The following is a 20,496-nucleotide window of genomic DNA, read 5'->3' as shown; positions in this document are numbered from 1 at the left end:
CGAAGATCAAGCCGCCTCGATCTTCCGGTTCTGCTCAACCTTGCCCAGATACGTCGACAGCGTCTGCTGTTCCTCCGGTGTGGTGAACAAACCAAGCTTGGTGCGGCGCCACAGGATGTCATGCGCCGTAGTGGCCCACTCTTCGCTGCACAGGTAATCGACTTCGCGGGTGTAGAGCCCGCCGCCGATGTGCTCACCCATGTCGGCCAGGCTTTCCACGCCTTCAAGCATGCGCCAGGTGCGGCTGCCGTAGGTGACGGCCCAGCGCCGGGCGATTTCGGTCGGGACGAAATCGAACTTGTCGCGAATCCGCGCGCTCAGGGCCTCTGGCGTGGTCATGTCTTCGCCGCCGGGCAGGGTGGCGGTCGCGGTCCAGCTCGGGCGCATCTGGGTGAAGAACGGCATCAACTGCGCCATCGCCGACTCGGCGAGCTTGCGGTAAGTGGTCAGCTTGCCGCCGAACACCGACAGCAGCGGCGCTTCCTCGGCGTTGCCCGACAGCGCCAGGGTGTAATCGCGGGTGACCGCAGACGGATTGTCGGACTCGTCGTTGCACAGCGGCCGAACGCCCGAGTAACTGTGCAGGATGTCTTCGCGGCTGAGCTGCTTCTTGAAGTGGGCGTTGACCACTTTCAGCACGTAATCGGTTTCGCCTTCGGTGATCGCTACTTTCGCCGGGTCGCCGGTGTACTCGCGGTCGGTAGTGCCGATCAGGGTGAAGTGGTTCAGGTACGGAATAGTGAAAACGATGCGCTGATCTTCGTTTTGCAAAATATGCGCATGTTCGCCTTCGTACAGTTTCGGCACGATGATGTGGCTGCCCTGGATCAGACGGATGCCATACGGCGATTCCATCTTCAGGTCGTCACGGATGAACTTGGCCACCCATGGGCCGGCGGCGTTGACCAGTGCTTTGGCGGTGATCGAAAACAAACTGCCGTCGGCGCGCTCCAGATGCAGGTGCCACAGACCTTTGGTGCGGCGGGCACTGACACAGCGGGTCTGGGTATGCACATGCGCGCCTTTTTCACGGGCGGCCATGGCGTTCAGGACCACGAGGCGGGCGTCATCGACCCAGCAATCGGAGTATTCGAAGCCTTTCTTGATTTCGCTTTTCAGCGCGCTGTCGGCGCCGAACTTCAGGCTTTTCGAACCTGGCAGCTTTTCGCGTTTGCCAAGGTTGTCGTAGAGGAACAGGCCGGCACGAATCATCCACGCCGGACGCAGGTGCGGGCGGTGTGGCAGTACGAAACGCATCGGTTTGACGATATGCGGCGCCTTGGCCAGCAACACTTCACGCTCGGCGAGCGCTTCACGCACCAGACGGAATTCGTAATGTTCCAGATAGCGCAGGCCACCGTGGATCAGCTTGCTGCTGGCCGACGAGGTGTGGCTGGCCAGGTCGTCTTTTTCGCAAAGGAACACCGAAAGACCGCGACCGGCGGCATCCGCTGCGATCCCCACGCCGTTGATCCCGCCGCCAATCACGGCAATGTCATAGATCTCGGAGAGAGGGGGCGTACGCAAGGTAGAGGTGGACATCGGCTGGCCTCGGTTCTTTTGATTTTGTATTGGAAATCGAACATAAATGTTCATTTGCGAAAATGGTAGCCCATAAACACGCGCGCAGCCAGTCGCGTTCGATTGAAAAAACTCATCGAAGGGCGATTAAAAGAAAATTTTCGAACATGAACGCGCGCAAGGGCGCAGAAGATGTGTTGTGTGATCGATTGTTTTCGCGAGCAGGCTCGCTCCCACATTTTGCAATACATTCCAAGAGTGGGAGCGAGCCTGCTCGCGAAGGCGTCGGTTCGGTCAGCGAGGGAGAGGGTTCAGACGACTTCCAGACGAATCTTGTGCTGACTCAACAACTGCGTCAGCGCCGGTACCGGCTGCTGATCGGTGACCAGACAATCGATCAGGCTGATCGGCCCCAATCGAATCATCGCATTACGCCCGAACTTGCTCGAATCCGCTGCCAGAATCACCTGTCGCGCGTTGGCGATGATCGCCTGGCTGACCCGGACTTCCTGATAATCGAAGTCGAGCAGGCTGCCGTCCTCATCGATCCCGCTGATCCCGACCAAGGCGAAATCGACCTTGAACTGATTGATGAAGTCCACACTCGCCTGACCGACCACACCGCCGTCGCGGCGCACGTTGCCGCCGGTCAGCAGCACATCGAAATCATCCTTGGCGCTGAGCATCGAGGCGACGTGCAGGTTGTTGGTGATGATTTTCAGGTGGCTGTGATTGAGCAGGGCGCGGGCGATCGATTCGGTGGTGGTACCGATATTGATGAACAGCGAGGCGTGATCGGGGATCTGCGCGGCAATGGCTTCACCGATGCGTTGCTTTTCATCGCGCATCTGATCGGCACGCATGGCATACGCGGTGTTTTCAACACTGGAATCGTAAGCGGCGCCACCGTGGTAGCGACGCAGCAGATTGGCTTCCGCGAGCTGGTTGATGTCGCGGCGGATTGTTTGCGGGGTGACAACGAACAGCGTGGCCATTTCCTCGATGCTCACATAGCCGCGTTCGCGGACCAGCTCGAGGATTTGCTGCTGACGGGGAGGCAGATTCATGGGGCTTCCTTTGGGCTGCCGTGCAAAATTTGCCCATGATGCCGCAGGAATCCGCTCCCGACCAGTTAGATACCTATGTGTAACTCAAGGCTGGCTTATTCAGCGTCCTCACGCGCCCAGTCACGGGTGCGGCTGACGGCTTTTTTCCAGCCTTTGTAGAGTTTCTCTTTCTCGGTTTCGTCAAGGCTCGGTTCGAACTCGCGCTCGATCACTGCCTTGCCGCGCAATTCTTCCAGGCTGCCCCAGAAACCGCAGGCCAGGCCGGCCAGATAAGCCGCGCCGAGTGCGGTGGTTTCGCGCATTTGCGGGCGTTCGACCTGGGTGCCGAGGATGTCGGCCTGGAACTGCATGAGGAAGTTGTTCGCCACCGCACCGCCGTCCACGCGCAGAGCTTTGAGGCGTTCGCCGGAATCCTGTTGCATGGCGTCGAGTACGTCGCGGGTCTGGTAGGCGATCGACTCCAGCGCGGCGCGGATGATGTGATCCACACGTACGCCGCGCGTCAGGCCGAACAGTGCGCCACGGGCATACGGGTCCCAGTACGGCGCGCCGAGACCGGTGAACGCCGGCACCAGATACACGCCGTTGCTGTCCTTGACCTTGTTGGCAAAGTATTCGGTGTCGTGGGCGTCGTTGACGATTTTCAGTTCATCACGCAGCCATTGCACGGTCGAGCCGCCGTTGAACACTGCACCTTCGAGTGCGTAGGCAACTTCGCCGCGAGGGCCGCAGGCGATGGTGGTGAGCATGCCGTGCTGGGATTTCACCGCTTTGTCGCCGGTGTTCATCAGCAGGAAGCAACCGGTGCCGTAGGTGTTTTTCGCTTGGCCCGGCTCGACGCACATCTGCCCGAACAGTGCTGCCTGCTGGTCGCCGGCGATACCGCCGATAGCGATGCCGCTCTTGGTGCGGCCGTAGATTTCCGAGGACGCTTTGACTTCCGGGAGCATCTCGCGCGGGATGTCGAGGATCTCCAGCATCTTCGAGTCCCACTCCAGCGAGTGAATGTTGAAGAGCATGGTGCGCGAGGCGTTGGTGTAGTCGGTGACGTGCACCTTGCCGCCGGTGAATTTCCAGATCAGCCAGCTATCGACGGTGCCGAACAGCAGCTCGCCGTTGCGCGCACGCTCGCGGCTGCCTTCGACGTTGTCGAGGATCCACTTCAGTTTGGTGCCGGAGAAGTACGGGTCGGTGACCAGGCCGGTGGTGTCGCGGATGTAGTCTTCGTGGCCATCGCGCTTGAGCTGCTGGCAGATCTCGGTGCTGCGGCGGCACTGCCAGACGATCGCGTTATACACGGGGCGGCCGGTGGTCTTGTCCCAGACCACGGTGGTTTCACGCTGGTTGGTGATACCGATCGCGGCAACCTGGTCATGGTGCAGGCCGGCTTGCGCCAGCGCTTCAACCATCACCGCGCTCTGGGTGGCGAAGATTTCCATCGGGTCGTGCTCGACCCAACCGGCCTGCGGGTAATGCTGAACGAATTCGCGCTGCGCGGTGCAGACTACGTTCGCGTCGCGGTCGAAGATGATCGCGCGCGAACTGGTCGTACCCTGATCAAGGGCAATGATGTAGTTCTTGTTCTGAATGTCGGTCATGTCGATTGCCTTGGACGAAAAAAACGAGAGTGGGCCGTGGCGCCGGCTCGGATGGGCAGGAGCCGGCGCCGACTGTTTCAAGAAGTTCTTGGTTTGCCGTCAATGGCCGGTTCTGCATCCTTTGTAGCAGGTGTGGCGCCGGTCAGGTGACGGGCGATGAGCCCGCGATACCCGGCAGCACCGAGGCAGGCACCGACAATCGGTGCAAAAATCGGAATCAGGAAATAAGGGATATCACGACCACCGGTGAAGGAAATTTCACCCCAACCGGTAAAGAAAGTCATCAGTTTCGGACCGAAGTCACGCGCAGGGTTCATCGCGAAACCGGTCAGCGGACCCATCGCACTGCCGATCACGGCAATCAGCAAACCGATCAGCAACGGCGCCATCGGGCCGCGTGGCAAGCCGTTGTTGTCATCGGTCAGGGCCATGATCACGCCCATCAGGATCGCGGTGATGATCATCTCGACCAGAAATGCCTGGGCCGTCGACAGCACCGGATTCGGGTAGGTGGAGAACACCGAGGCCAATTCAAGGCTGGCGGCCGAGCCACGAATCATCTGGTGGGTTTGTTCGTAATCGAAGAACAGATTGCTGTAGAGCGTGTAGACCAGCAATGCGCCGCAGAAGGCGCCGGCAATCTGCGAAAGAATGTAGAACGGCAGTTTGCGCTTTTCGAAGTCAGCGAAGATCGCCAGAGCAATGCTCACTGCCGGGTTCAGGTGCGCGCCGGAAACCCCGGCGGTGAGGTAGATCGCCATGCTCACGCCGACGCCCCAGATGATGCTGATCTCCCACAGGCCGAAGCTGGCACCTGCGACTTTGAGCGCGGCGACACAACCGGTGCCGAAGAAGATCAGAAGGGCGGTGCCCAGGAATTCGGCCATGCATTGGCCGGAAAGCGATGGTTGCGGTAAAGCAGCTGTCATTGAAAACCTCGGTTCTTTTTCTTGTGTGGCGCCTTGCCAACGGAGCAGGGCGCGATCTTCACCGGGTCGGAATCCCCATTCGGTTCCCGGGTTACTGCTGGGTACTGCGTTGAGCATGATTCTTACATTATTCAGATTCGAAAAAATATAGACAAGAAACAAACCTGTCAAAGGTCGAAAGTGAACTGTCGGTCACAATAAAACTATTCGCCATGTGAATGATCAGCGCGGCGATCAGCTTGAATGCAGCGCGAAGCCACGGGATTCGCGGCTTGGAATAGAGCCTTTTGCCCAACGATGACCTAGAATCCGCCGCAGGTTTTTTCAAAGATTGCCGAACCCGGAGCTGCCATGACCCCAGCGTTGGACTTGTTGAAAAAAGTTCGTGCCGAACATCGCGTGCACAGTTACGAACATGATCCGAAGGCCGCGTCCTATGGGCTGGAGGCGGCGGAGAAGCTCGGGCTCGCACCGGCGCAAGTGTTCAAAACCTTGCTGGCCGCCAGTGAAAAAGGCGAACTGCTGGTGGCTGTGGTGCCGGTCGTCGGAACGCTCGACCTCAAGGGCCTGGCCCATGCCGCTGGAGTGAAGAAAGCCGAAATGGCTGATCCCGCTGCAGCGCAACGCTCCACCGGCTACCTGTTGGGCGGCATCAGCCCGCTCGGGCAGAAGAAACGCCTGCGCACCTTCATCGACAATTCCGCTCAGGGGTTCGCGACTATCTATGTGAGTGCCGGGCGGCGAGGACTGGAAGTGGAATTGGCACCGGCGGTGCTGGCCGAGCACACTCAGGCGCAGTTCGCCGATATCGGCCGGGCTTAAAATGCGCGCCAGCTGTATGAAGAAAAAATTGCGCTTCTGTCACTGGCACTGATCCGGGCCGCCGTTGCATGCTCGGTCGACCAATTCAGGGAGAAAATCATGCAGCTTGCGTTTCATCAGGTCGACGCGTTCAGTGATCGGCCGTTCAGTGGCAACCCGGCGATGGTCTATCGGCTCGACAGCTGGCTGGCCGATGACTTGATGCAGAAGATCGCCGCCGAACACAACCTGGCGGAGACTGCGTTTCTGGTGCGCGAAGGGCAGGCCTGGCATATCCGCTGGTTCACCCCGACCACCGAAGTGCCGCTGTGCGGGCATGCGACCCTGGCCAGCGCGTTTGTACTGTTCGAAATCTATAAGGAAAGCGCCGAGCGCATCGACTTCATCTGCAAGTCCGGGCCGCTGAGTGTCAGCCGCGAAGGCGACCGGCTGTGGCTGGATTTCCCGACCATCGTGCCTTCGGAAATCGGCGTGACGCTGGATGTCGAGCGGGCGCTGGGTGTCGAGGCTGTTGATGTGCTCGGCTCCAACGAACTGTTCGTGGTGCTGGAATCGGAGCAGGCCGTGCTCGACTGCAAACCGGACATGGCGGCGCTGGCGAAACTGCCATGGCTGGGTGCAATCGTCACCGCGCGTGGCAATCAGCACGACTTCGTCTCGCGCTATTTCGCCCCGGCGATCGGTATCAATGAAGACCCGGTGACTGGTTCGACGCATTGCAGCCTGATTCCGTACTGGTCCAAGCGTCTGGGCAAAGCGAATCTGACCGCGTGCCAGCGCTCGGCGCGGGGCGGCGAGTTGTTTTGTCGGCTGGAAGGTGAGCGGGTGAAGATTGGCGGCAATGCGACGCTGGTGGCCAGCGGTACCCTGTTTTTAGGCTGAGGCAATACCAACTGTGGGAGCGAGCCTGCTCGCGAAAGCGCTCTTTCAGTCAACATCTTCGGCGACTGAAACACCGCATTCGCGAGCAGGCTCGCTCCCACAATTTTTATCCAGTGCGGATCAAAGGCTGGTGCTGAACCGACGGACGCCGTTTTCCACCGCCGGAATCTGCGCCGCCGTGCTGCCCGAAGCCTGGAACAGCACCAGGTGATCCGCCGCTACGCGAATCCCGACCTGCGCGCCAACCAGATGATCGGCGTGGCTGGGGAAGATCGATTCCAGCTGCGCGCCGGTCGGCAGTTGCAGGCGATACAAGGTCGCCGCGCCGAGGAATGTCTTGCCGACAATCTGCGCCTTCAACGCGCTGTCCGGCGCGTAAACAATGTCATCCGGACGCAACAGCACATCCACCGCACCGCCAATCGGCCAAGTGTAAGCACGGTTGCCGCGCAGTTCACCCAGCTCGGTCTGCACCGATTCCGGGGTGACGAGCTGGCCGCGAATGAAATAGCCCTGACCGATGAAACTGGCGACATACGGCGTCGCCGGTTCGTGGTAGAGGTTGTAGGGCGTATCCCACTGTTCCAGCCGACCTTCCTTGAATACGCCAACGTGATCGCTGACGGCAAAGGCTTCTTCCTGATCGTGGGTGACCAGAATCGCGCTGGTACCACGGGCCTTGAGGATGTCGCGCACCTCATGGCTGAGCTTGCGGCGCAGTTCGCCATCGAGATTGGAGAACGGCTCGTCGAGCAGCAGCAACTGCGGCTCCGGCGCCAGGGCGCGGGCGAGGGCGACGCGCTGTTGCTGACCGCCGGACAATTCGTGGGGGAAGCGCTTGCCGAGGTTTTTCAGGTTGACCAGTTCCAGCAGCTCTTCGACCACGCGCGCCTTGTTCGGGTGCTTACGAATGCCGAAAGCGATATTGTCGGCCACGCTCAGGTGCGGGAACAGCGCGTAGTCCTGAAACACCATGCCGATCCGGCGTTTCTCCGGCGCCAGGGTGAAACCGGCACTGGACAGGGTTTCGCCACCTAGGGTGATTTCGCCTTCATGCACCGGTTCGAAACCGGCGATTGCGCGCAGGGTAGTGGTCTTGCCGCAGCCGGACGAGCCGAGCAGGCAGCCGATGTCGCCGGCGTTGAGGTGCAGATTGAGGTTCTGCACCACGCGTTGATCTTGGTAGCCGCAAGCGAGGTTGCGCAGGTTCAGCAGTAATTCATGGCTCATGCGTGGTGATATGCCGGTTCAACGAGGAACTCGAGCAGGGCCTTCTGTGCGTGGAGACGGTTTTCTGCCTGATCCCAGGCGACGGAGCGCGGGTCATCGAGCAGGTCGAGACTGATTTCTTCGCCACGGTGCGCCGGCAGGCAGTGCATGAACAGCACGTCCTCGGCAGCGAGGTCGAGCAAGGCACGGTTGACCTGAAACGGCGCGAACAGCTTGAGGCGCTTGGCAGTTTCCTCTTCCTGGCCCATCGAAGTCCAGACGTCGGTGCTGACCAGATGCGCACCAAGCACGGCGTCTTGCGGATCGCGGACGATGGTCACGCGATCACCAGCCTGGGCGACGAATTCCGGGTTCGGCTCGTAGCCTTCCGGGCAGGCAACGCGCAACTGGAAGTCGAACTGGATCGCCGCTTCTATATAGCTGTTGCACATGTTGTTGCCGTCACCGATCCAGGCCACGGTCTTGCCCTGGATCGAGCCACGGTGCTCAAGGAAGGTCTGCATGTCGGCGAGCAACTGGCACGGGTGCAGATCATCGGACAGGCCGTTGATCACCGGCACCCGCGAGTTGGCGGCGAATTCGGTGAGGGTGCTGTGGGCGAAGGTGCGGATCATCACCGCATCGAGCATGCTCGACATGACGATGGCGCAATCGCTGATCGGCTCGCCACGGCCCAGTTGGGTGTCGCGCGGGGACAGGAAGATTGCCTGGCCGCCGAGCTGGATCATGCCGGCCTCGAAGGAGATCCGGGTACGGGTCGAGGATTTTTCGAAGATCATCCCCAGCACGCGGTTTTTCAGAGGCTCGAACAGTACGCCGCGGTTACGCAGGTCCTTGAGCTCAACGCCTCGACGGATCACGCTGACCAGCTCTTCGGGCGTGCAATCCATCAGGGAGAGAAAGTGCCTTGCGCTCATCATTGACTACCTTTTTGCTACAGACCGCAGATGCTCAAAGCCTTGTTTAACGGAACAACGGGCGAGACCTGCGGCGTAAGCCGCACGGGGCGACGAAATAGGGGAAGGCGCGATATTGACACTAAATGTCGCGTTTTTCCAATAGGGTACTTTTGTCAGCGGTATTCGGAGCGCGGACCGAGCATTTCGATCACGCATGTTGAAGCCGGATTCAGTACAGCGGTGAGCCTCTTTGTACACTGGCGCCGCCGCGCTTGGCAATGCGCCGCGACGGCAACGCAGCGGTCCTGGTCGGTTTGCGAACGCTGCGCCACCGATTCGCTTGGTCGGATGTTCAGACTGAAACATTTGCTAAAGCAAAGTGCTGGGTTATAAATAAGTTTCGAGCGACGCAGGAAGCCTCCGCATGGAATCGAAAGAACAACTGTTAATGGAGCTGCTGGGCCACACGGCTCGCTCTCTGACCCATCTCACCGCGTCAGTCACCTCGATGTCTTTCGAGTTGCTGCGCAGTGACGACGAAGTGGTCAAATCCGCCGGCCGACACATGATCGATCGCATGGCCACCATCAGCGCCGGGCTCGATGAGCACTGGCGGTTGATCGGCGAGCTCACCGGCGTCCACGTCGCCCACGAGCAGATCGAAACCATCCAGGAAATCCAGCTGGCCGCACCGCCGCAGTTGCCTTCGAACTGATCGCGACGGTTTATCGGCTGCCCTGATAACCGTCGATTCACGAGACGAACGTCGCTGGCGCCTGCTCCGCGCACGGGCCATAGTTTTGTTCCCGCGGGCGTGATTGCCTGCCCCCGAACAAGACAGAGACTGGCCATGACCAAGACTCTTCACCACCGTGCGTGCCACCTGTGCGAAGCCATTTGCGGGCTGACCATCGAAACTACGGAAACCGATGGCGATGTCGCGATCACCTCGATCAAGGGCGATGCCCTCGACACCTTCAGCCGCGGCCATATCTGCCCGAAAGCCGTGGCTCTGCAAGATATTCAGAACGATCCCGACCGCCTGCGTCAGCCAATGCGCCGCGTCGGCAGCGAATGGCTGCCGATCGAATGGGACGAGGCGTTTGCGCTGGTGGCCGAGAAACTCGCGGCGATTCAGGAACGTCACGGCCAGAACGCCGTTGCGGTGTATCAGGGCAATCCGAGCGTGCACAACTACGGCCTGATGACCCACAGCAATTACTTCCTGGGGTTGCTGAAAACCCGCAATCGTTATTCGGCCACTTCAGTCGATCAACTGCCGCATCACCTCAGCAGCTATCTGATGTACGGCCACGGTCTGCTGTTGCCGATCCCGGACATCGACCACACCGATTTCATGCTGATTCTCGGCGGCAATCCGCTGGCGTCCAACGGCAGCATCATGACCGTGCCGGATGTCGAGAAGCGCCTGAAGGCTATTCAGGCACGTGGCGGCAAAGTGGTGGTGGTCGATCCGCGGCGCAGCGAAACCGCAGCGATGGCCGATCAACATGTATTCGTTCGCCCGGGCGGCGATGCGGCGCTGTTGTTCGGCATGCTCAATACGCTGTTCAGCGAAGGCCTGACCCGCGACAGCCATTTGCCGGTCGATGGCCTGGATGAGGTGCGCAACGCCGTGGCGGCGTTCAGCGCCGAAGCCATGAGCCCACTTTGCGCGGTGCCTGCCGAGCAGATCCGCCAACTCGCCCGCGACTTCGCTGCCGCGCCAAGCGCCGTCTGCTATGGACGCATGGGCGTCTCGACCCAGGCCTTCGGCACCTTGTGTCATTGGGTGGTGCAGTTGATCAACCTGGTCACGGGCAACCTCGACCGCGTTGGCGGTGCCCTGTGCACCGAGCCAGCGGTGGACCTGGTGGCGTCGACCTCGGGCGGGCATTTCAACAAATGGCAGAGCCGGGTTTCCGGGCGTCCTGAATACGGCGGCGAGTTGCCGGTCTCGGCGCTCGCTGAAGAAATGCTCACGGAGGGCGAGGGGCAGATCCGCGCGCTGATCACCGTGGCCGGCAACCCGGTGTTGTCGACACCCAACGGCCGGCAACTGGAACAGGCGCTGGACGGCCTCGACTTCATGCTCAGCATCGACTTGTACATCAACGAAACCACGCGCTATGCCGATCTGATCCTGCCGTCGACCTCGGCGCTGGAAAACGATCACTACGACACCACTTTCAACCTGTTTGCGGTGCGTAACGTGACCCGCTTCAATCGCGCGATCCTCGCCAAGCCCGAGGGTGCGCTGCACGACTGGGAGATCTTCGTCGGTTTGGCCAAGGCCTTCGCCGAGAAAACCGGCAAGGAGCTGAAACCGACGATGCCGCCGGCGAAGATGATCGACATGGGCCTGCGCATGGGCCGCTACGGCGATGCGTCCGAGCACAAGTTGTCGTTGGCGACGCTGTTCGATCATCCGCATGGCGTGGATCTGGGTGCGCTGAAGCCGAATCTGGCATCACGTCTGAAAACGCCGAATCAGCGTATCCAGGCCGCACCGCCGGAAATTCTCGCTGATCTCGCACGCTTTGCCGCGTTGCAGGCGCCGGCTGCCGATGAGTTGTTGATGATCGGCCGCCGCCATGTGCGCAGCAACAATTCGTGGATGCACAACTTCCATCGACTGGTGAAGGGCAAGCCGCGGCATCAGTTGCTGATGCACCCGGATGATCTGGCCAGCCGTGGCCTGGCCGACGGGCAACGGGTTCGGGTGAGTTCGCGGGTCGGGCAGATCGAGGTGGAAGTGCTCGCCAGTCTCGACATGATGAAAGGCGTGGTCAGCCTGCCGCACGGCTGGGGCCATGCGCGCCCGGGCGTGCAGATGGCGATCGCCAGCGGCCAGCCGGGGTCGAGCGCCAACGACCTGACCGACGAGTGTCAGCTTGACGAACTGTCGGGCAACGCGGCGTTGAACGGTGTGCCGGTGACAGTGGCGGCGGCTTGAGCGGGTCTGTCGGGGAGACCGAGCATGGCGCTCGGGATTCCGTTACAATGCGCCACCGTGCCGACCTCTGAGTCGGAAAGTTCAGCCGAGGTGCTCCATGGATATCATCGAAACGATTAAAGAGCAGATTGCCAACAACACCATTCTGCTTTACATGAAAGGCTCGCCGAATGCCCCGCAGTGCGGCTTCTCCGCAAAAGCTGCGCAAGCCGTGATGGCCTGTGGTGAAAAGTTCGCGTACGTGGACATCCTGCAGAACCCGGAAATCCGCGCCAACCTGCCAAAGTACGCCAACTGGCCGACTTTCCCGCAACTGTGGGTCGGCGGTGAGCTGGTCGGCGGCAGCGACATCATGACCGAGATGGCTGCAGACGGTTCGCTGCAAAGCACCATCAAGGCGGCTGTCGAAGCGGCAGCGGCGAACAAGTCCGAAGCCTGATTCTACGTTCATAGAGTTTCGCTCGACGACGCGTCTCCCGTAGGAGCTGTCGAGTGAAACGAGGCTGCGATCTTTTGATCTTCGGCCAACAAAAAGCCCCGCACCTCGAAAGAGGGCGGGGCTTTTTGTTGGTTATATGAGTTGACTGAGTATCAAGGCTGAAATCGATAAAGATCGCCGCCTCGTTTCACTCGACAGCGCCTACTCTTCGCCCATCTGCGACTGCAGATAGTTTTCCAGGCCGATCTTGTCGATCAGGCCGAGCTGGGTTTCCAGCCAGTCGATGTGTTCTTCTTCCGACTCGAGAATGTCTTCGAGCAGTTCACGGCTGCCGAAGTCGCCAACGGTTTCGCAATGGGCGATGGCGGCTTTCAGGTCGGCGTGGCCGGTCTTTTCAATGCGCAGGTCGCATTCGAGCATTTCGCGGGTGTGTTCGCCGATGTGCAGCTTGCCCAGGTCCTGAACGTTCGGCAGGCCTTCAAGGAACAGGATGCGCTTGATCAGCTTGTCCGCGTGTTTCATCTCGTCGATGGATTCGTGATATTCGTGCTTGCCGAGCTTGTTCAGACCCCAATCTTCATACATGCGCGCATGCAGGAAGTACTGATTGATCGCGACCAGCTCATTGGCAAGGATCTTGTTGAGATGCTGGATGACTGTAATGTCGCCTTTCATGATCGGAGTCCTGCCCTGTATTAACTGTATATAAGGCGGAGTTTGAGCTTGGTGTTTATAAGTGTCAAACCTAAGTTATTGAATAATAAATGAAAATTAATCGGAATAAGAATGTTTGTGTTCCGCGTCTGGACGCTAAGCAATTGATTTTCAGGCATAAAAAAACCGGACGCGAAGTCCGGTTCTTTGAAATGGGGGCATTTACGCAGCAGTAAATTCTACAGGGTAGGGGATCGCGGCCTGGGCGGTTTGCAGCTTGGTCAGGGTTTCGCGGACCACTTCCTTGGCAAGGCAGGCGCATTTGCCGCACTGGCTGGCGACGCCGGTGGCCTGGCGAACTTCTTTGTAGCTGCAGCAACCTTCATAGATCGCTTCGCGGATCTGTCCGTCGGTGACGCCAGTGCAGAGGCAAACATACATAAGTAAGAACCGTCGCTGGTTGTGACTCAATTGCGATGGATCTTAATGTTAACGAGAATGATTGTCAAAGTGCTTTCGGAACGCTTCCCAGCCAATTTCCCAGCGACTGACGAACGGTATTTTCCAAATGCGCGTCTGACCCCATGAATACGCAGTGGATAACCGAACAGGGAAAATCCGTTACGGACAGGCCAAACACGCAGTGTATGATGGTCGTCCCTTGCGAAGAGGGTTCGTGTCACAGGGCTGTCGCCTGAGGGTGACAGGCTGGCCCGGACCCTGAACTTCAAGTTTCTACACCAGGAGATATCAATGAGCGTACTCGTAGGCAAACAAGCCCCAGACTTCACCGTCCCGGCCGTACTCGGCAATGGCGAGATCGTTGACAGCTTCACCCTGTCCTCGGCCATCAAAGGCAAATACGGCCTGGTGTTCTTCTACCCGCTGGACTTCACCTTCGTCTGCCCGTCCGAGCTGATCGCTCTGGACAACCGCATGGCTGACTTCAAGGCGCGCAACGTTGAAGTGATCGCTGTGTCGATCGACTCGCACTTCACCCACAACGCCTGGCGCAACACTCCAGTGAACAATGGCGGCATCGGCCAGGTGAAATACACCATGGCTGCCGACATGAAGCACGACATCGCCAAGGCTTACGACGTTGAATCCGAAGGCGGCGTGGCTTTCCGTGGCGCGTTCCTGATCGACGACAAAGGCGTGGTTCGCTCGCAGATCATCAACGACCTGCCGCTGGGCCGTAACATGGAAGAGCTGATCCGTCTGGTCGACGCGCTGCAATTCCACGAAGAGCACGGCGAAGTCTGCCCGGCCAACTGGAAGAAAGGCGACAAAGGCATGAACGCTTCGCCAGAAGGCGTTGCGGCTTACCTGACCGAAAACGCTGCTGCCCTGTAAGGCGCAACGTCGAGGTACAAAAAAACCGGCCCATGTGGCCGGTTTTTTTATGCGCGGGATTTGTTCGCCGAGGATCAGTCGTCGAAGTCTTCCCAGCCGCCCATCTGTTTCCAGCGATTGACGATGCCGCAGAACAGCTCAGCGGTCTTTTCGGTGTCGTAGCGCGCCGAGTGCGCCTCACGACCGTCGAAATCGATGCCGGCGGCCTGACAGGCTTTCGCCAGCACGGTCTGACCGTACGCCAGACCCGCCAGGGTCGCGGTGTCGAAACTGGAGAACGGGTGGAACGGGTTGCGCTTCATGTCCAGGCGCGCAACTGCTGCGTTGAGAAAGCCCAGATCGAAGCTGCTGTTGTGCCCGACCAGAATCGCCCGCTTGCAGCCGTTGGCTTTCAGGGCCTTGCGGATGCCACGGAAAATATCGGTCAGCGCGGTTTCTTCACTGACGGCCATGCGCAGCGGGTGATCGAGCTTGATCCCGGTGAACTCCAGCGCTGCCGCTTCAACGTTCGCACCTTCGAATGGCTCGACGCGGAAGAAGTAGGTGTGATCCGGGTAGACGAAACCCTTTTCATCCATGGCGATGGTGGTCGCGGCAATCTCCAGCAGGGCATCGGTGGCTGCGTTGAAGCCACCGGTTTCTACGTCGACGACAACCGGCAGGTAGCCGCGAAAACGCGCTGCCATCGGGTGACGGGAACCGCCGCCACCACTTTGACCGTCCAGCTCATCGTCGAAATGCTCTTCACTCACGCGTGTTCCTCCAGCAGGCGCCAGCGCAGTTTTTCACCGGCGCGCAGCGGGATAACGGTCAGCTCGCCAAATGGCAGGCTGGTTGGGGCAGTCCATTCTTCGCGAACCAGGGTGATGCGATCGGTGTTTGCCGGCAGGCCGTAGAAACGCGGGCCGTTGAGGCTGGCGAAGGCTTCGAGCTTGTCCAGCGCATTACGCTGTTCAAACGCTTCGGCATACATCTCGATGGCGGCGTAGGCGGTGTAGCAACCGGCGCAACCGCAGGCGGCTTCCTTGGCGTGCAGGGCGTGGGGCGCCGAGTCGGTGCCGAGGAAGAACTTGGCGCTGCCGCTGGTGGCGGCATCGAGCAAGGCTTCCTGATGGGTGTTGCGCTTGAGGATCGGCAAGCAATAGAAGTGTGGCCGAATCCCGCCCACCAGCATGTGGTTACGGTTGTATAACAGGTGGTGCGCGGTGATGGTCGCGCCGACGTTGGCCGAAGCCTCGTTGACGAATTGCACGGCGTCACCGGTGGTGATGTGCTCGAACACCACTTTCAGCGTCGGGAAACGCTCGACCACGCGGCGCATGTGCTCGTCGATGAAAATCTTTTCGCGGTCGAATACATCGACGTCGCCACGGGTGACTTCACCGTGGATCAACAGCGGCATGCCGACTTCGGCCATGGCTTCCAGCGCCGGGAAGATTTTGTCGATGCTGGTCACGCCGGAATCGGAATTGGTGGTCGCGCCGGCCGGGTAAAGCTTGGCGGCGTAGACGAAACCGCTGGCCTTGGCCTGACGAATTTCTTCCGGTTGGGTACGGTCGGTGAGGTACAGCACCATCAACGGCTCGAACTGACTGCCGGCCGGGCGGGCAGCGAGAATGCGCTGACGATAGCCGTCGGCTTCAGCGGCGTTGCGCACCGGCGGTACCAGGTTCGGCATGATGATCGCGCGCCCGAAGGTGCGGGCCACATCGGCAACGGTATTGGTCAACACGGCACCATCGCGAAGATGAATGTGCCAGTCGTCGGGACGCAGCAGGGTCAGGCGGTCGGACATGAGGGGATTCCAGGCGGGTCAAACTGAGGCGAATGCTACCGGAAAAGACTCTTGCAGGCACCCGCTATCAAGTTTTGCCACAAGCGTCCGATATCCCGAAGGTATGCCGTAAACATTGTGTGAATCGGTGTTTGTGTTTCACAAGCCAATGGAGCCTCCCGTGCGCCAGCGTTATTTAGCCCTGCTCAGTGTGTTTGCCAGCCTTCCCGCGATGGCGCTGACTTACCAGACGCGTCTGGAGAACATTGAGTGGACGGTCGCCGGCGACAAGTTCGAATGCCGCCTGACGCAACCGATCACTGATTTCGGCTCGGGCGAATTCGTGCGCAAGGCCGGTGAGCAGGCGATCTTTCGCCTGAATGCCTACAACGCCATGCTTGGTGGCGGCTCGGCGACGTTGCTCGCTGCCGCTGCACCGTGGCAGCCGGGGCGCGGCGACATCAATCTGGGCTCGGTACGGCTGGGCAGCGGCAATGTGTTGTTCAACAGCTCGCAATCCCAGGCCGGTGGGCTGATCAGCGGTCTGCTGGACGGCCGCAGCCCGGTAGTTCGCCGTGCGTCTGGCGATGGCCGGGTGTCGGAAGTGCGTTTGCTGCCGGTCAAGTTCAGCAAGGCGTTCAACGACTATCAAGGCTGCGTGGCGAAATTGCTGCCGCAGAATTTCGACCAGATCAAGCAGTCGCAGATCGGCTTTCCCGGCGAGGGCGTCGAGCTGGACCCGGCTGCCAAGGCCAAGCTGCAAGTGATGCTCGAATACATGAAGGCCGACCCGACGGTGAACCACATTGACCTCGACGGCCATTCCGACAACAGCGGCAATCGTCTGACCAACCGCGAATTGTCGCGCCGCCGCGCGCTGGCGGTAGTCGATTTCTTCAAGGCCAACGGCATTCAGGAATCGCAGATCACCGTGCGTTTCCACGGCGAGCAGTATCCGATCGTGCCGAACACCAGCAAGGCCAATCGTGCGAAGAATCGCCGGGTCAATGTGAAACTGTCACGTGTGGCACCGACCACAGCCCCTGCGCCAGCGCCGCAAGCGAGTACGCCAGCCACCGCCGCAACGACTTCCTGACTCGCCGGTCATCGTCGCGCTCTCGACAGATTCTGTCGCTTTGTCGTCTTAAGCTGTCGCGCCTCTGTAAATTATCGCGTTTGAGCGGTAGACTCCCCGGCTTTCCGTAGAACCCCGTGGAGTGATGGCATGGCGGACGTAAACAAGGTCGTTCTGGCGTATTCCGGCGGCCTGGACACTTCGGTGATCCTCAAGTGGCTGCAGGATACTTATAACTGTGAAGTGGTGACTTTCACCGCCGATCTCGGTCAAGGCGAAGAGGTCGAGCCGGCCCGCGCCAAGGCTCAGGCCATGGGCGTCAAAGAAATCTACATCGACGATCTGCGCGAAGAGTTCGTGCGTGATTTCGTGTTCCCGATGTTCCGCGCCAACACCGTTTACGAAGGCGAGTACCTGCTGGGTACTTCCATCGCCCGTCCGCTGATCGCCAAGCGCCTGATCGAAATCGCCAACGAAACCGGCGCCGACGCCATTTCCCATGGCGCCACCGGCAAGGGCAACGACCAGGTGCGCTTCGAACTGGGCGCCTACGCGCTCAAGCCAGGCGTGAAAGTGATCGCCCCTTGGCGCGAGTGGGACCTGCTGTCGCGCGAGAAGCTGATGGACTACGCCGAGAAGCACGCGATCCCGATCGAACGCCACGGCAAGAAAAAATCCCCGTACTCGATGGACGCCAACCTGCTGCACATCTCCTATGAAGGCGGCGTGCTGGAAGACACCTGGACCGAGCACGAAGAAGACATGTGGCGCTGGACCGTCTCCCCGGAGAAGGCTCCCGACACCCCGCAATACCTGGAACTGACTTACCGCAACGGCGACATCGTCGCGCTGGACGGCGTCGAAATGACCCCGGCCACCGTACTGGCGACGCTGAACAAGATCGGCGGCGAGCACGGCATCGGTCGTCTCGACATCGTCGAAAACCGTTACGTCGGCATGAAGTCCCGTGGCTGCTACGAGACCCCGGGTGGCACCATCATGCTGCGCGCTCACCGCGCCATCGAATCGATCACTCTGGACCGCGAAGTCGCTCACCTCAAAGACGAGCTGATGCCCAAGTACGCCAGCCTGATCTACACCGGCTACTGGTGGAGCCCTGAGCGTCTGATGCTGCAACAGATGATCGACGCTTCGCAGGTCAACGTGAACGGCGTAGTGCGCCTGAAGCTGTACAAGGGCAACGTCATCGTCACCGGCCGCAAGTCCGACGATTCGCTGTTCGACGCCAACATCGCCACCTTCGAAGAAGATGGCGGCGCTTACAACCAAGCCGATGCGGCGGGCTTCATCAAGCTCAACGCGCTGCGCATGCGCATTGCTGCCAACAAGGGCCGCAAGTTGTTCTGAGTGGCTCAGACCGACGCGCAATAAAAATGGCGGCCTGTTGAGGGCCGCCTTTTTTTCATCTTTTTTTTCTGGTTCATCAGGCTCCCTCGTGTATCTGCGCGCAGTCTTGACCCGGTTCAGCTGGTTCGTCCCAGTAATGTCACCGTCTGCGAACACAGGTTATATACGATGCACAGTGTGGCTCCTGAGCCTTTCTTGGCCTGCCTGATCTGTTGCAATGCGGAGTGGGCAAGCGCGTCCGACGCATGATTACAAAGAAATACGAGAACCCGCGCGTGCTTTTTATCGACGCCTTTTAGCGTTTCGAAGATGGCATCGAATTCCTTCGCTGCATCAACTTCTCTTGCGTCAATGATGTTCAGTTCACTTACCCAGGGTGACAGCTTGATATTCTGCATAACCGGATGGGATGGGTCGCGTGGACCGAGCGGTGGGTCCGGCGCGTTGTGAACTCTGCAGGGAATCGGCACTCGGCCTGGCCCGGTTTTACCCGACACGATGCAACTGGTCAGCTCAAAAGCACAACGCTCGCCTGCTTCGCGAAAGGATTCGTCCCTCTGGTTATTTTGAGTGGTTTTCAAAAAGCTTTTGTCTTTGCCGAAGTCTGAAGGCGAGTAAAGCGAGCGATGATTGAAGTTGAGAGTGATAAAGAACAGGAATAACAAGTAAAAGGGGAAACTGATCAGAAACCAGACGTAAATTTCCCGGTCCTTGTTATCGAGAAATGGTAACGATACCGCCGCCGAGGTTTCCGAAAGAATTGCAAATATGGCGATGACTGTCATGGGGTTGGTGATTTTGTTTTTTATCTTTAGCATTGTTCTGCTTCTACATGGTTTGTCTAGTTTAAGTTGGTTGTTTCAGCGATAGTAAAGGCGCTTGTGTAAGTGCGCGGCTGTTAACTAAAGTTTTATAGAATCAACGATGTTGTGTCGAACAGGTGGTTGTGTCGGTTCGTTACGTCGTATGTCCCAGTGCTTGCCCAAGGCCAATTTGACAGGTAAATCATCGTGTATGAAGGTTCGTAATTGCGCCTGTTGAAGTTTTCCAACGACCCACCATGGCGTAGGACTCGACTGCATGAAGATCAAACTCCGCCGGTGTATGAAAGATCGGAAGGCGGTTGCAATGGGGCAAGGGCAGCGAATTTGTGGGAATTATCCTCAATGCCTGTAGGGAATGTCTCTGGATGCAAATGCGTGTAAAAGTTGCCATGCCTTGAAGCAAGTGACTGGGATATCGTGCGTGTTCTAAAAATTCGAACAGCGAAAACTGGACTTGCCCATGAATAAAGTGCTGATCGTGGATGACCACCCCGTCATTCGACTTGCGGTACGTATGCTGATGGAACGGCATGGCTACGAAGTCATTGCAGAAACGGATAATGGCGTTGATGCACTACAAATTGCTCGTGAACAAATACCCGATCTTGTCATCCTGGATATTGGAATACCCAAACTCGACGGACTGGAAGTTATTGCGCGCCTGACCTCCACTGCCATGCCGGTGAAAGTGCTGGTGCTGACTTCCCAGGCTCCCGGCCATTTTTCAATGCGTTGCATGCAATCGGGCGCAGCGGGTTACGTGTGCAAACAGCAGGATCTGACCGAATTGCTCAGTGCGATCAAGGCAGTACTGTCCGGCTACAGTTATTTTCCCAATCAGGCGCTGCACACCGTGCGCACCAGTCTGGGCAATGCGAGTGAAGCGGACATGGTTGATCGTCTGTCCGGGCGGGAAATGATGGTGTTGCAGCAGTTGGCGCGCGGCAAGACCAACAAGGAAATCGCCGATGGCATGTTTTTAAGCAACAAGACTGTGAGTACCTACAAGACTCGCCTGTTGCTGAAACTCAATGCGCGCTCTCTGGTTGATCTGATCGAGCTGGCGCAGCGCAACGGCCTGGTTTGAACGATTCGACAGCTG

The 20,496-nt window shown here is 59.1% G+C and carries 20 protein-coding genes; 9 read left to right on the top strand and 11 right to left on the bottom strand.

The window, feature by feature from the left end; genetic code table 11:
• Positions 1-6: 6 nt before the first annotated feature.
• The 4 genes from glpD to AB9L16_RS20325 all read right to left on the bottom strand — a co-directional run bounded on the left by glpD (position 7) and on the right by AB9L16_RS20325 (position 5,115).
• Complete coding sequence (glpD, locus tag AB9L16_RS20340) at positions 7-1,542, bottom strand: glycerol-3-phosphate dehydrogenase (RefSeq protein WP_375122614.1); 1,536 nt, start codon at positions 1,540-1,542, stop codon at positions 7-9.
• A gap of 290 nt (positions 1,543-1,832) precedes the next feature.
• Complete coding sequence (locus AB9L16_RS20335; RefSeq protein ID WP_095181782.1) at positions 1,833-2,588, bottom strand: DeoR/GlpR family transcriptional regulator; 756 nt, start codon at positions 2,586-2,588, stop codon at positions 1,833-1,835.
• Positions 2,589-2,683: 95 nt separating this feature from the next.
• Entirely contained in the window at positions 2,684-4,186 is a 1,503-nt protein-coding gene (gene glpK / locus AB9L16_RS20330) for a glycerol kinase GlpK (RefSeq protein WP_024014162.1), read from the bottom strand.
• 77 nt (positions 4,187-4,263) lie between these two features.
• Positions 4,264-5,115, bottom strand: a complete 852-nt coding sequence (locus AB9L16_RS20325; RefSeq protein ID WP_041479875.1) for an MIP/aquaporin family protein — start codon at positions 5,113-5,115, stop codon at positions 4,264-4,266.
• A 351-nt stretch (positions 5,116-5,466) separates the two neighbouring features.
• Between AB9L16_RS20325 and ybaK the strand changes: the two genes are divergently transcribed.
• Positions 5,467-5,937 carry a Cys-tRNA(Pro) deacylase gene (gene ybaK, locus AB9L16_RS20320; protein ID WP_095181783.1) on the top strand — a complete coding sequence of 157 codons (471 nt, stop codon included), beginning with the start codon at positions 5,467-5,469 and terminating at the stop codon, positions 5,935-5,937.
• A 99-nt stretch (positions 5,938-6,036) separates the two neighbouring features.
• A complete protein-coding gene (locus tag AB9L16_RS20315; protein WP_252876832.1) occupies positions 6,037-6,819 on the top strand; it encodes a PhzF family phenazine biosynthesis protein in 783 nt (260 codons plus the stop codon).
• 120 nt (positions 6,820-6,939) lie between these two features.
• Here AB9L16_RS20315 and AB9L16_RS20310 read toward each other — a convergent pair whose 3' ends face one another.
• A complete protein-coding gene (locus AB9L16_RS20310; RefSeq protein WP_258707139.1) occupies positions 6,940-8,049 on the bottom strand; it encodes an ABC transporter ATP-binding protein in 1,110 nt (369 codons plus the stop codon).
• Positions 8,046-8,966 carry an ornithine carbamoyltransferase gene (gene argF, locus AB9L16_RS20305; RefSeq protein WP_041479871.1) on the bottom strand — a complete coding sequence of 307 codons (921 nt, stop codon included), beginning with the start codon at positions 8,964-8,966 and terminating at the stop codon, positions 8,046-8,048. Before argF ends, AB9L16_RS20310 begins: the two co-directional genes overlap by 4 nt.
• A 406-nt stretch (positions 8,967-9,372) precedes the next feature.
• On the opposite strand from argF, the gene AB9L16_RS20300 reads away from it, so the two are divergent.
• The 3 genes from AB9L16_RS20300 to grxD all read left to right on the top strand — a co-directional run bounded on the left by AB9L16_RS20300 (position 9,373) and on the right by grxD (position 12,343).
• Positions 9,373-9,663, top strand: a complete 291-nt coding sequence (locus tag AB9L16_RS20300) for a hypothetical protein (protein ID WP_041479870.1) — start codon at positions 9,373-9,375, stop codon at positions 9,661-9,663.
• A gap of 135 nt (positions 9,664-9,798) precedes the next feature.
• The gene (locus tag AB9L16_RS20295) at positions 9,799-11,904 is read left to right on the top strand and encodes a molybdopterin oxidoreductase family protein (protein ID WP_375122613.1); all 2,106 of its coding nucleotides are present in this window, start codon (positions 9,799-9,801) and stop codon (positions 11,902-11,904) included.
• A 97-nt stretch (positions 11,905-12,001) separates the two neighbouring features.
• Complete coding sequence (grxD, locus tag AB9L16_RS20290) at positions 12,002-12,343, top strand: Grx4 family monothiol glutaredoxin (RefSeq protein ID WP_016773402.1); 342 nt, start codon at positions 12,002-12,004, stop codon at positions 12,341-12,343.
• A gap of 201 nt (positions 12,344-12,544) precedes the next feature.
• Here grxD and bfr read toward each other — a convergent pair whose 3' ends face one another.
• Together bfr and AB9L16_RS20280 are read right to left on the bottom strand one after the other, a co-directional pair.
• Entirely contained in the window at positions 12,545-13,018 is a 474-nt protein-coding gene (gene bfr, locus AB9L16_RS20285; protein ID WP_016773403.1) for a bacterioferritin, read from the bottom strand.
• A 201-nt stretch (positions 13,019-13,219) separates the two neighbouring features.
• Positions 13,220-13,438 carry a bacterioferritin-associated ferredoxin gene (locus AB9L16_RS20280; protein ID WP_003227725.1) on the bottom strand — a complete coding sequence of 73 codons (219 nt, stop codon included), beginning with the start codon at positions 13,436-13,438 and terminating at the stop codon, positions 13,220-13,222.
• Positions 13,439-13,750: 312 nt separating this feature from the next.
• Here AB9L16_RS20280 and AB9L16_RS20275 point away from each other — a divergent pair, with 312 nt between their 5' ends.
• Entirely contained in the window at positions 13,751-14,353 is a 603-nt protein-coding gene (locus AB9L16_RS20275; RefSeq protein ID WP_003227723.1) for a peroxiredoxin, read from the top strand.
• Positions 14,354-14,427: 74 nt separating this feature from the next.
• Here AB9L16_RS20275 and rnt read toward each other — a convergent pair whose 3' ends face one another.
• A complete protein-coding gene (gene rnt / locus AB9L16_RS20270; RefSeq protein ID WP_041479868.1) occupies positions 14,428-15,105 on the bottom strand; it encodes a ribonuclease T in 678 nt (225 codons plus the stop codon).
• On the bottom strand, positions 15,102-16,148 hold the full coding sequence (gene pyrC / locus AB9L16_RS20265) for a dihydroorotase (protein ID WP_353188138.1): 1,047 nt from the start codon (positions 16,146-16,148) through the stop codon (positions 15,102-15,104). The genes rnt and pyrC overlap by 4 nt, the downstream gene beginning before the upstream one ends.
• Positions 16,149-16,308: 160 nt before the next feature.
• Between pyrC and AB9L16_RS20260 the strand changes: the two genes are divergently transcribed.
• Both AB9L16_RS20260 and AB9L16_RS20255 read left to right on the top strand, forming a co-directional pair.
• Positions 16,309-17,223 carry an OmpA family protein gene (locus AB9L16_RS20260; protein ID WP_375122612.1) on the top strand — a complete coding sequence of 305 codons (915 nt, stop codon included), beginning with the start codon at positions 16,309-16,311 and terminating at the stop codon, positions 17,221-17,223.
• Positions 17,224-17,352: 129 nt separating this feature from the next.
• Positions 17,353-18,570: an argininosuccinate synthase gene (locus AB9L16_RS20255; protein WP_007953201.1), complete on the top strand. Its 1,218-nt coding sequence runs from the start codon at positions 17,353-17,355 to the stop codon at positions 18,568-18,570.
• Positions 18,571-18,686: 116 nt separating this feature from the next.
• On the opposite strand, the gene AB9L16_RS20250 is transcribed toward AB9L16_RS20255, so the two are convergent.
• Positions 18,687-19,388 carry a hypothetical protein gene (locus AB9L16_RS20250; RefSeq protein ID WP_095181788.1) on the bottom strand — a complete coding sequence of 234 codons (702 nt, stop codon included), beginning with the start codon at positions 19,386-19,388 and terminating at the stop codon, positions 18,687-18,689.
• A gap of 466 nt (positions 19,389-19,854) precedes the next feature.
• Between AB9L16_RS20250 and AB9L16_RS20245 the strand changes: the two genes are divergently transcribed.
• Positions 19,855-20,481: a response regulator transcription factor gene (locus AB9L16_RS20245; RefSeq protein ID WP_016773408.1), complete on the top strand. Its 627-nt coding sequence runs from the start codon at positions 19,855-19,857 to the stop codon at positions 20,479-20,481.
• Positions 20,482-20,496 lie beyond the last annotated feature (15 nt).

This window comes from Pseudomonas sp. LW8, assembly GCF_041956865.1.
In the GTDB taxonomy this organism is placed as follows: Bacteria; Pseudomonadota; Gammaproteobacteria; order Pseudomonadales; family Pseudomonadaceae; genus Aquipseudomonas; species Aquipseudomonas siliginis.
The sequence above is the reverse complement of the archived record's forward strand: the minus strand, read 5'-3'. Positions and strand labels throughout refer to the sequence as shown.

Excerpts from the sequence above, each read along its gene's own strand:
- glpD (WP_375122614.1), bottom strand. The coding sequence starts at position 1,542 with ATGTCCACCTCTACCTTGCGTACGCCCCCTCTCTCCGAGATCTATGAC.
- AB9L16_RS20275 (WP_003227723.1), top strand. The coding sequence starts at position 13,751 with ATGAGCGTACTCGTAGGCAAACAAGCCCCAGACTTCACCGTCCCGGCC.
- AB9L16_RS20315 (WP_252876832.1), top strand. The coding sequence starts at position 6,037 with ATGCAGCTTGCGTTTCATCAGGTCGACGCGTTCAGTGATCGGCCGTTC.
- AB9L16_RS20295 (WP_375122613.1), top strand. The coding sequence starts at position 9,799 with ATGACCAAGACTCTTCACCACCGTGCGTGCCACCTGTGCGAAGCCATT.
- AB9L16_RS20310 (WP_258707139.1), bottom strand. The coding sequence starts at position 8,049 with ATGAGCCATGAATTACTGCTGAACCTGCGCAACCTCGCTTGCGGCTAC.
- ybaK (WP_095181783.1), top strand. The coding sequence starts at position 5,467 with ATGACCCCAGCGTTGGACTTGTTGAAAAAAGTTCGTGCCGAACATCGC.
- pyrC (WP_353188138.1), bottom strand. The coding sequence starts at position 16,148 with ATGTCCGACCGCCTGACCCTGCTGCGTCCCGACGACTGGCACATTCAT.
- grxD (WP_016773402.1), top strand. The coding sequence starts at position 12,002 with ATGGATATCATCGAAACGATTAAAGAGCAGATTGCCAACAACACCATT.
- glpK (WP_024014162.1), bottom strand. The coding sequence starts at position 4,186 with ATGACCGACATTCAGAACAAGAACTACATCATTGCCCTTGATCAGGGT.
- AB9L16_RS20255 (WP_007953201.1), top strand. The coding sequence starts at position 17,353 with ATGGCGGACGTAAACAAGGTCGTTCTGGCGTATTCCGGCGGCCTGGAC.
- AB9L16_RS20245 (WP_016773408.1), top strand. The coding sequence starts at position 19,855 with ATGAATAAAGTGCTGATCGTGGATGACCACCCCGTCATTCGACTTGCG.
- AB9L16_RS20300 (WP_041479870.1), top strand. The coding sequence starts at position 9,373 with ATGGAATCGAAAGAACAACTGTTAATGGAGCTGCTGGGCCACACGGCT.
- AB9L16_RS20250 (WP_095181788.1), bottom strand. The coding sequence starts at position 19,388 with ATGCTAAAGATAAAAAACAAAATCACCAACCCCATGACAGTCATCGCC.
- argF (WP_041479871.1), bottom strand. The coding sequence starts at position 8,966 with ATGAGCGCAAGGCACTTTCTCTCCCTGATGGATTGCACGCCCGAAGAG.
- AB9L16_RS20325 (WP_041479875.1), bottom strand. The coding sequence starts at position 5,115 with ATGACAGCTGCTTTACCGCAACCATCGCTTTCCGGCCAATGCATGGCC.
- AB9L16_RS20335 (WP_095181782.1), bottom strand. The coding sequence starts at position 2,588 with ATGAATCTGCCTCCCCGTCAGCAGCAAATCCTCGAGCTGGTCCGCGAA.
- bfr (WP_016773403.1), bottom strand. The coding sequence starts at position 13,018 with ATGAAAGGCGACATTACAGTCATCCAGCATCTCAACAAGATCCTTGCC.
- AB9L16_RS20280 (WP_003227725.1), bottom strand. The coding sequence starts at position 13,438 with ATGTATGTTTGCCTCTGCACTGGCGTCACCGACGGACAGATCCGCGAA.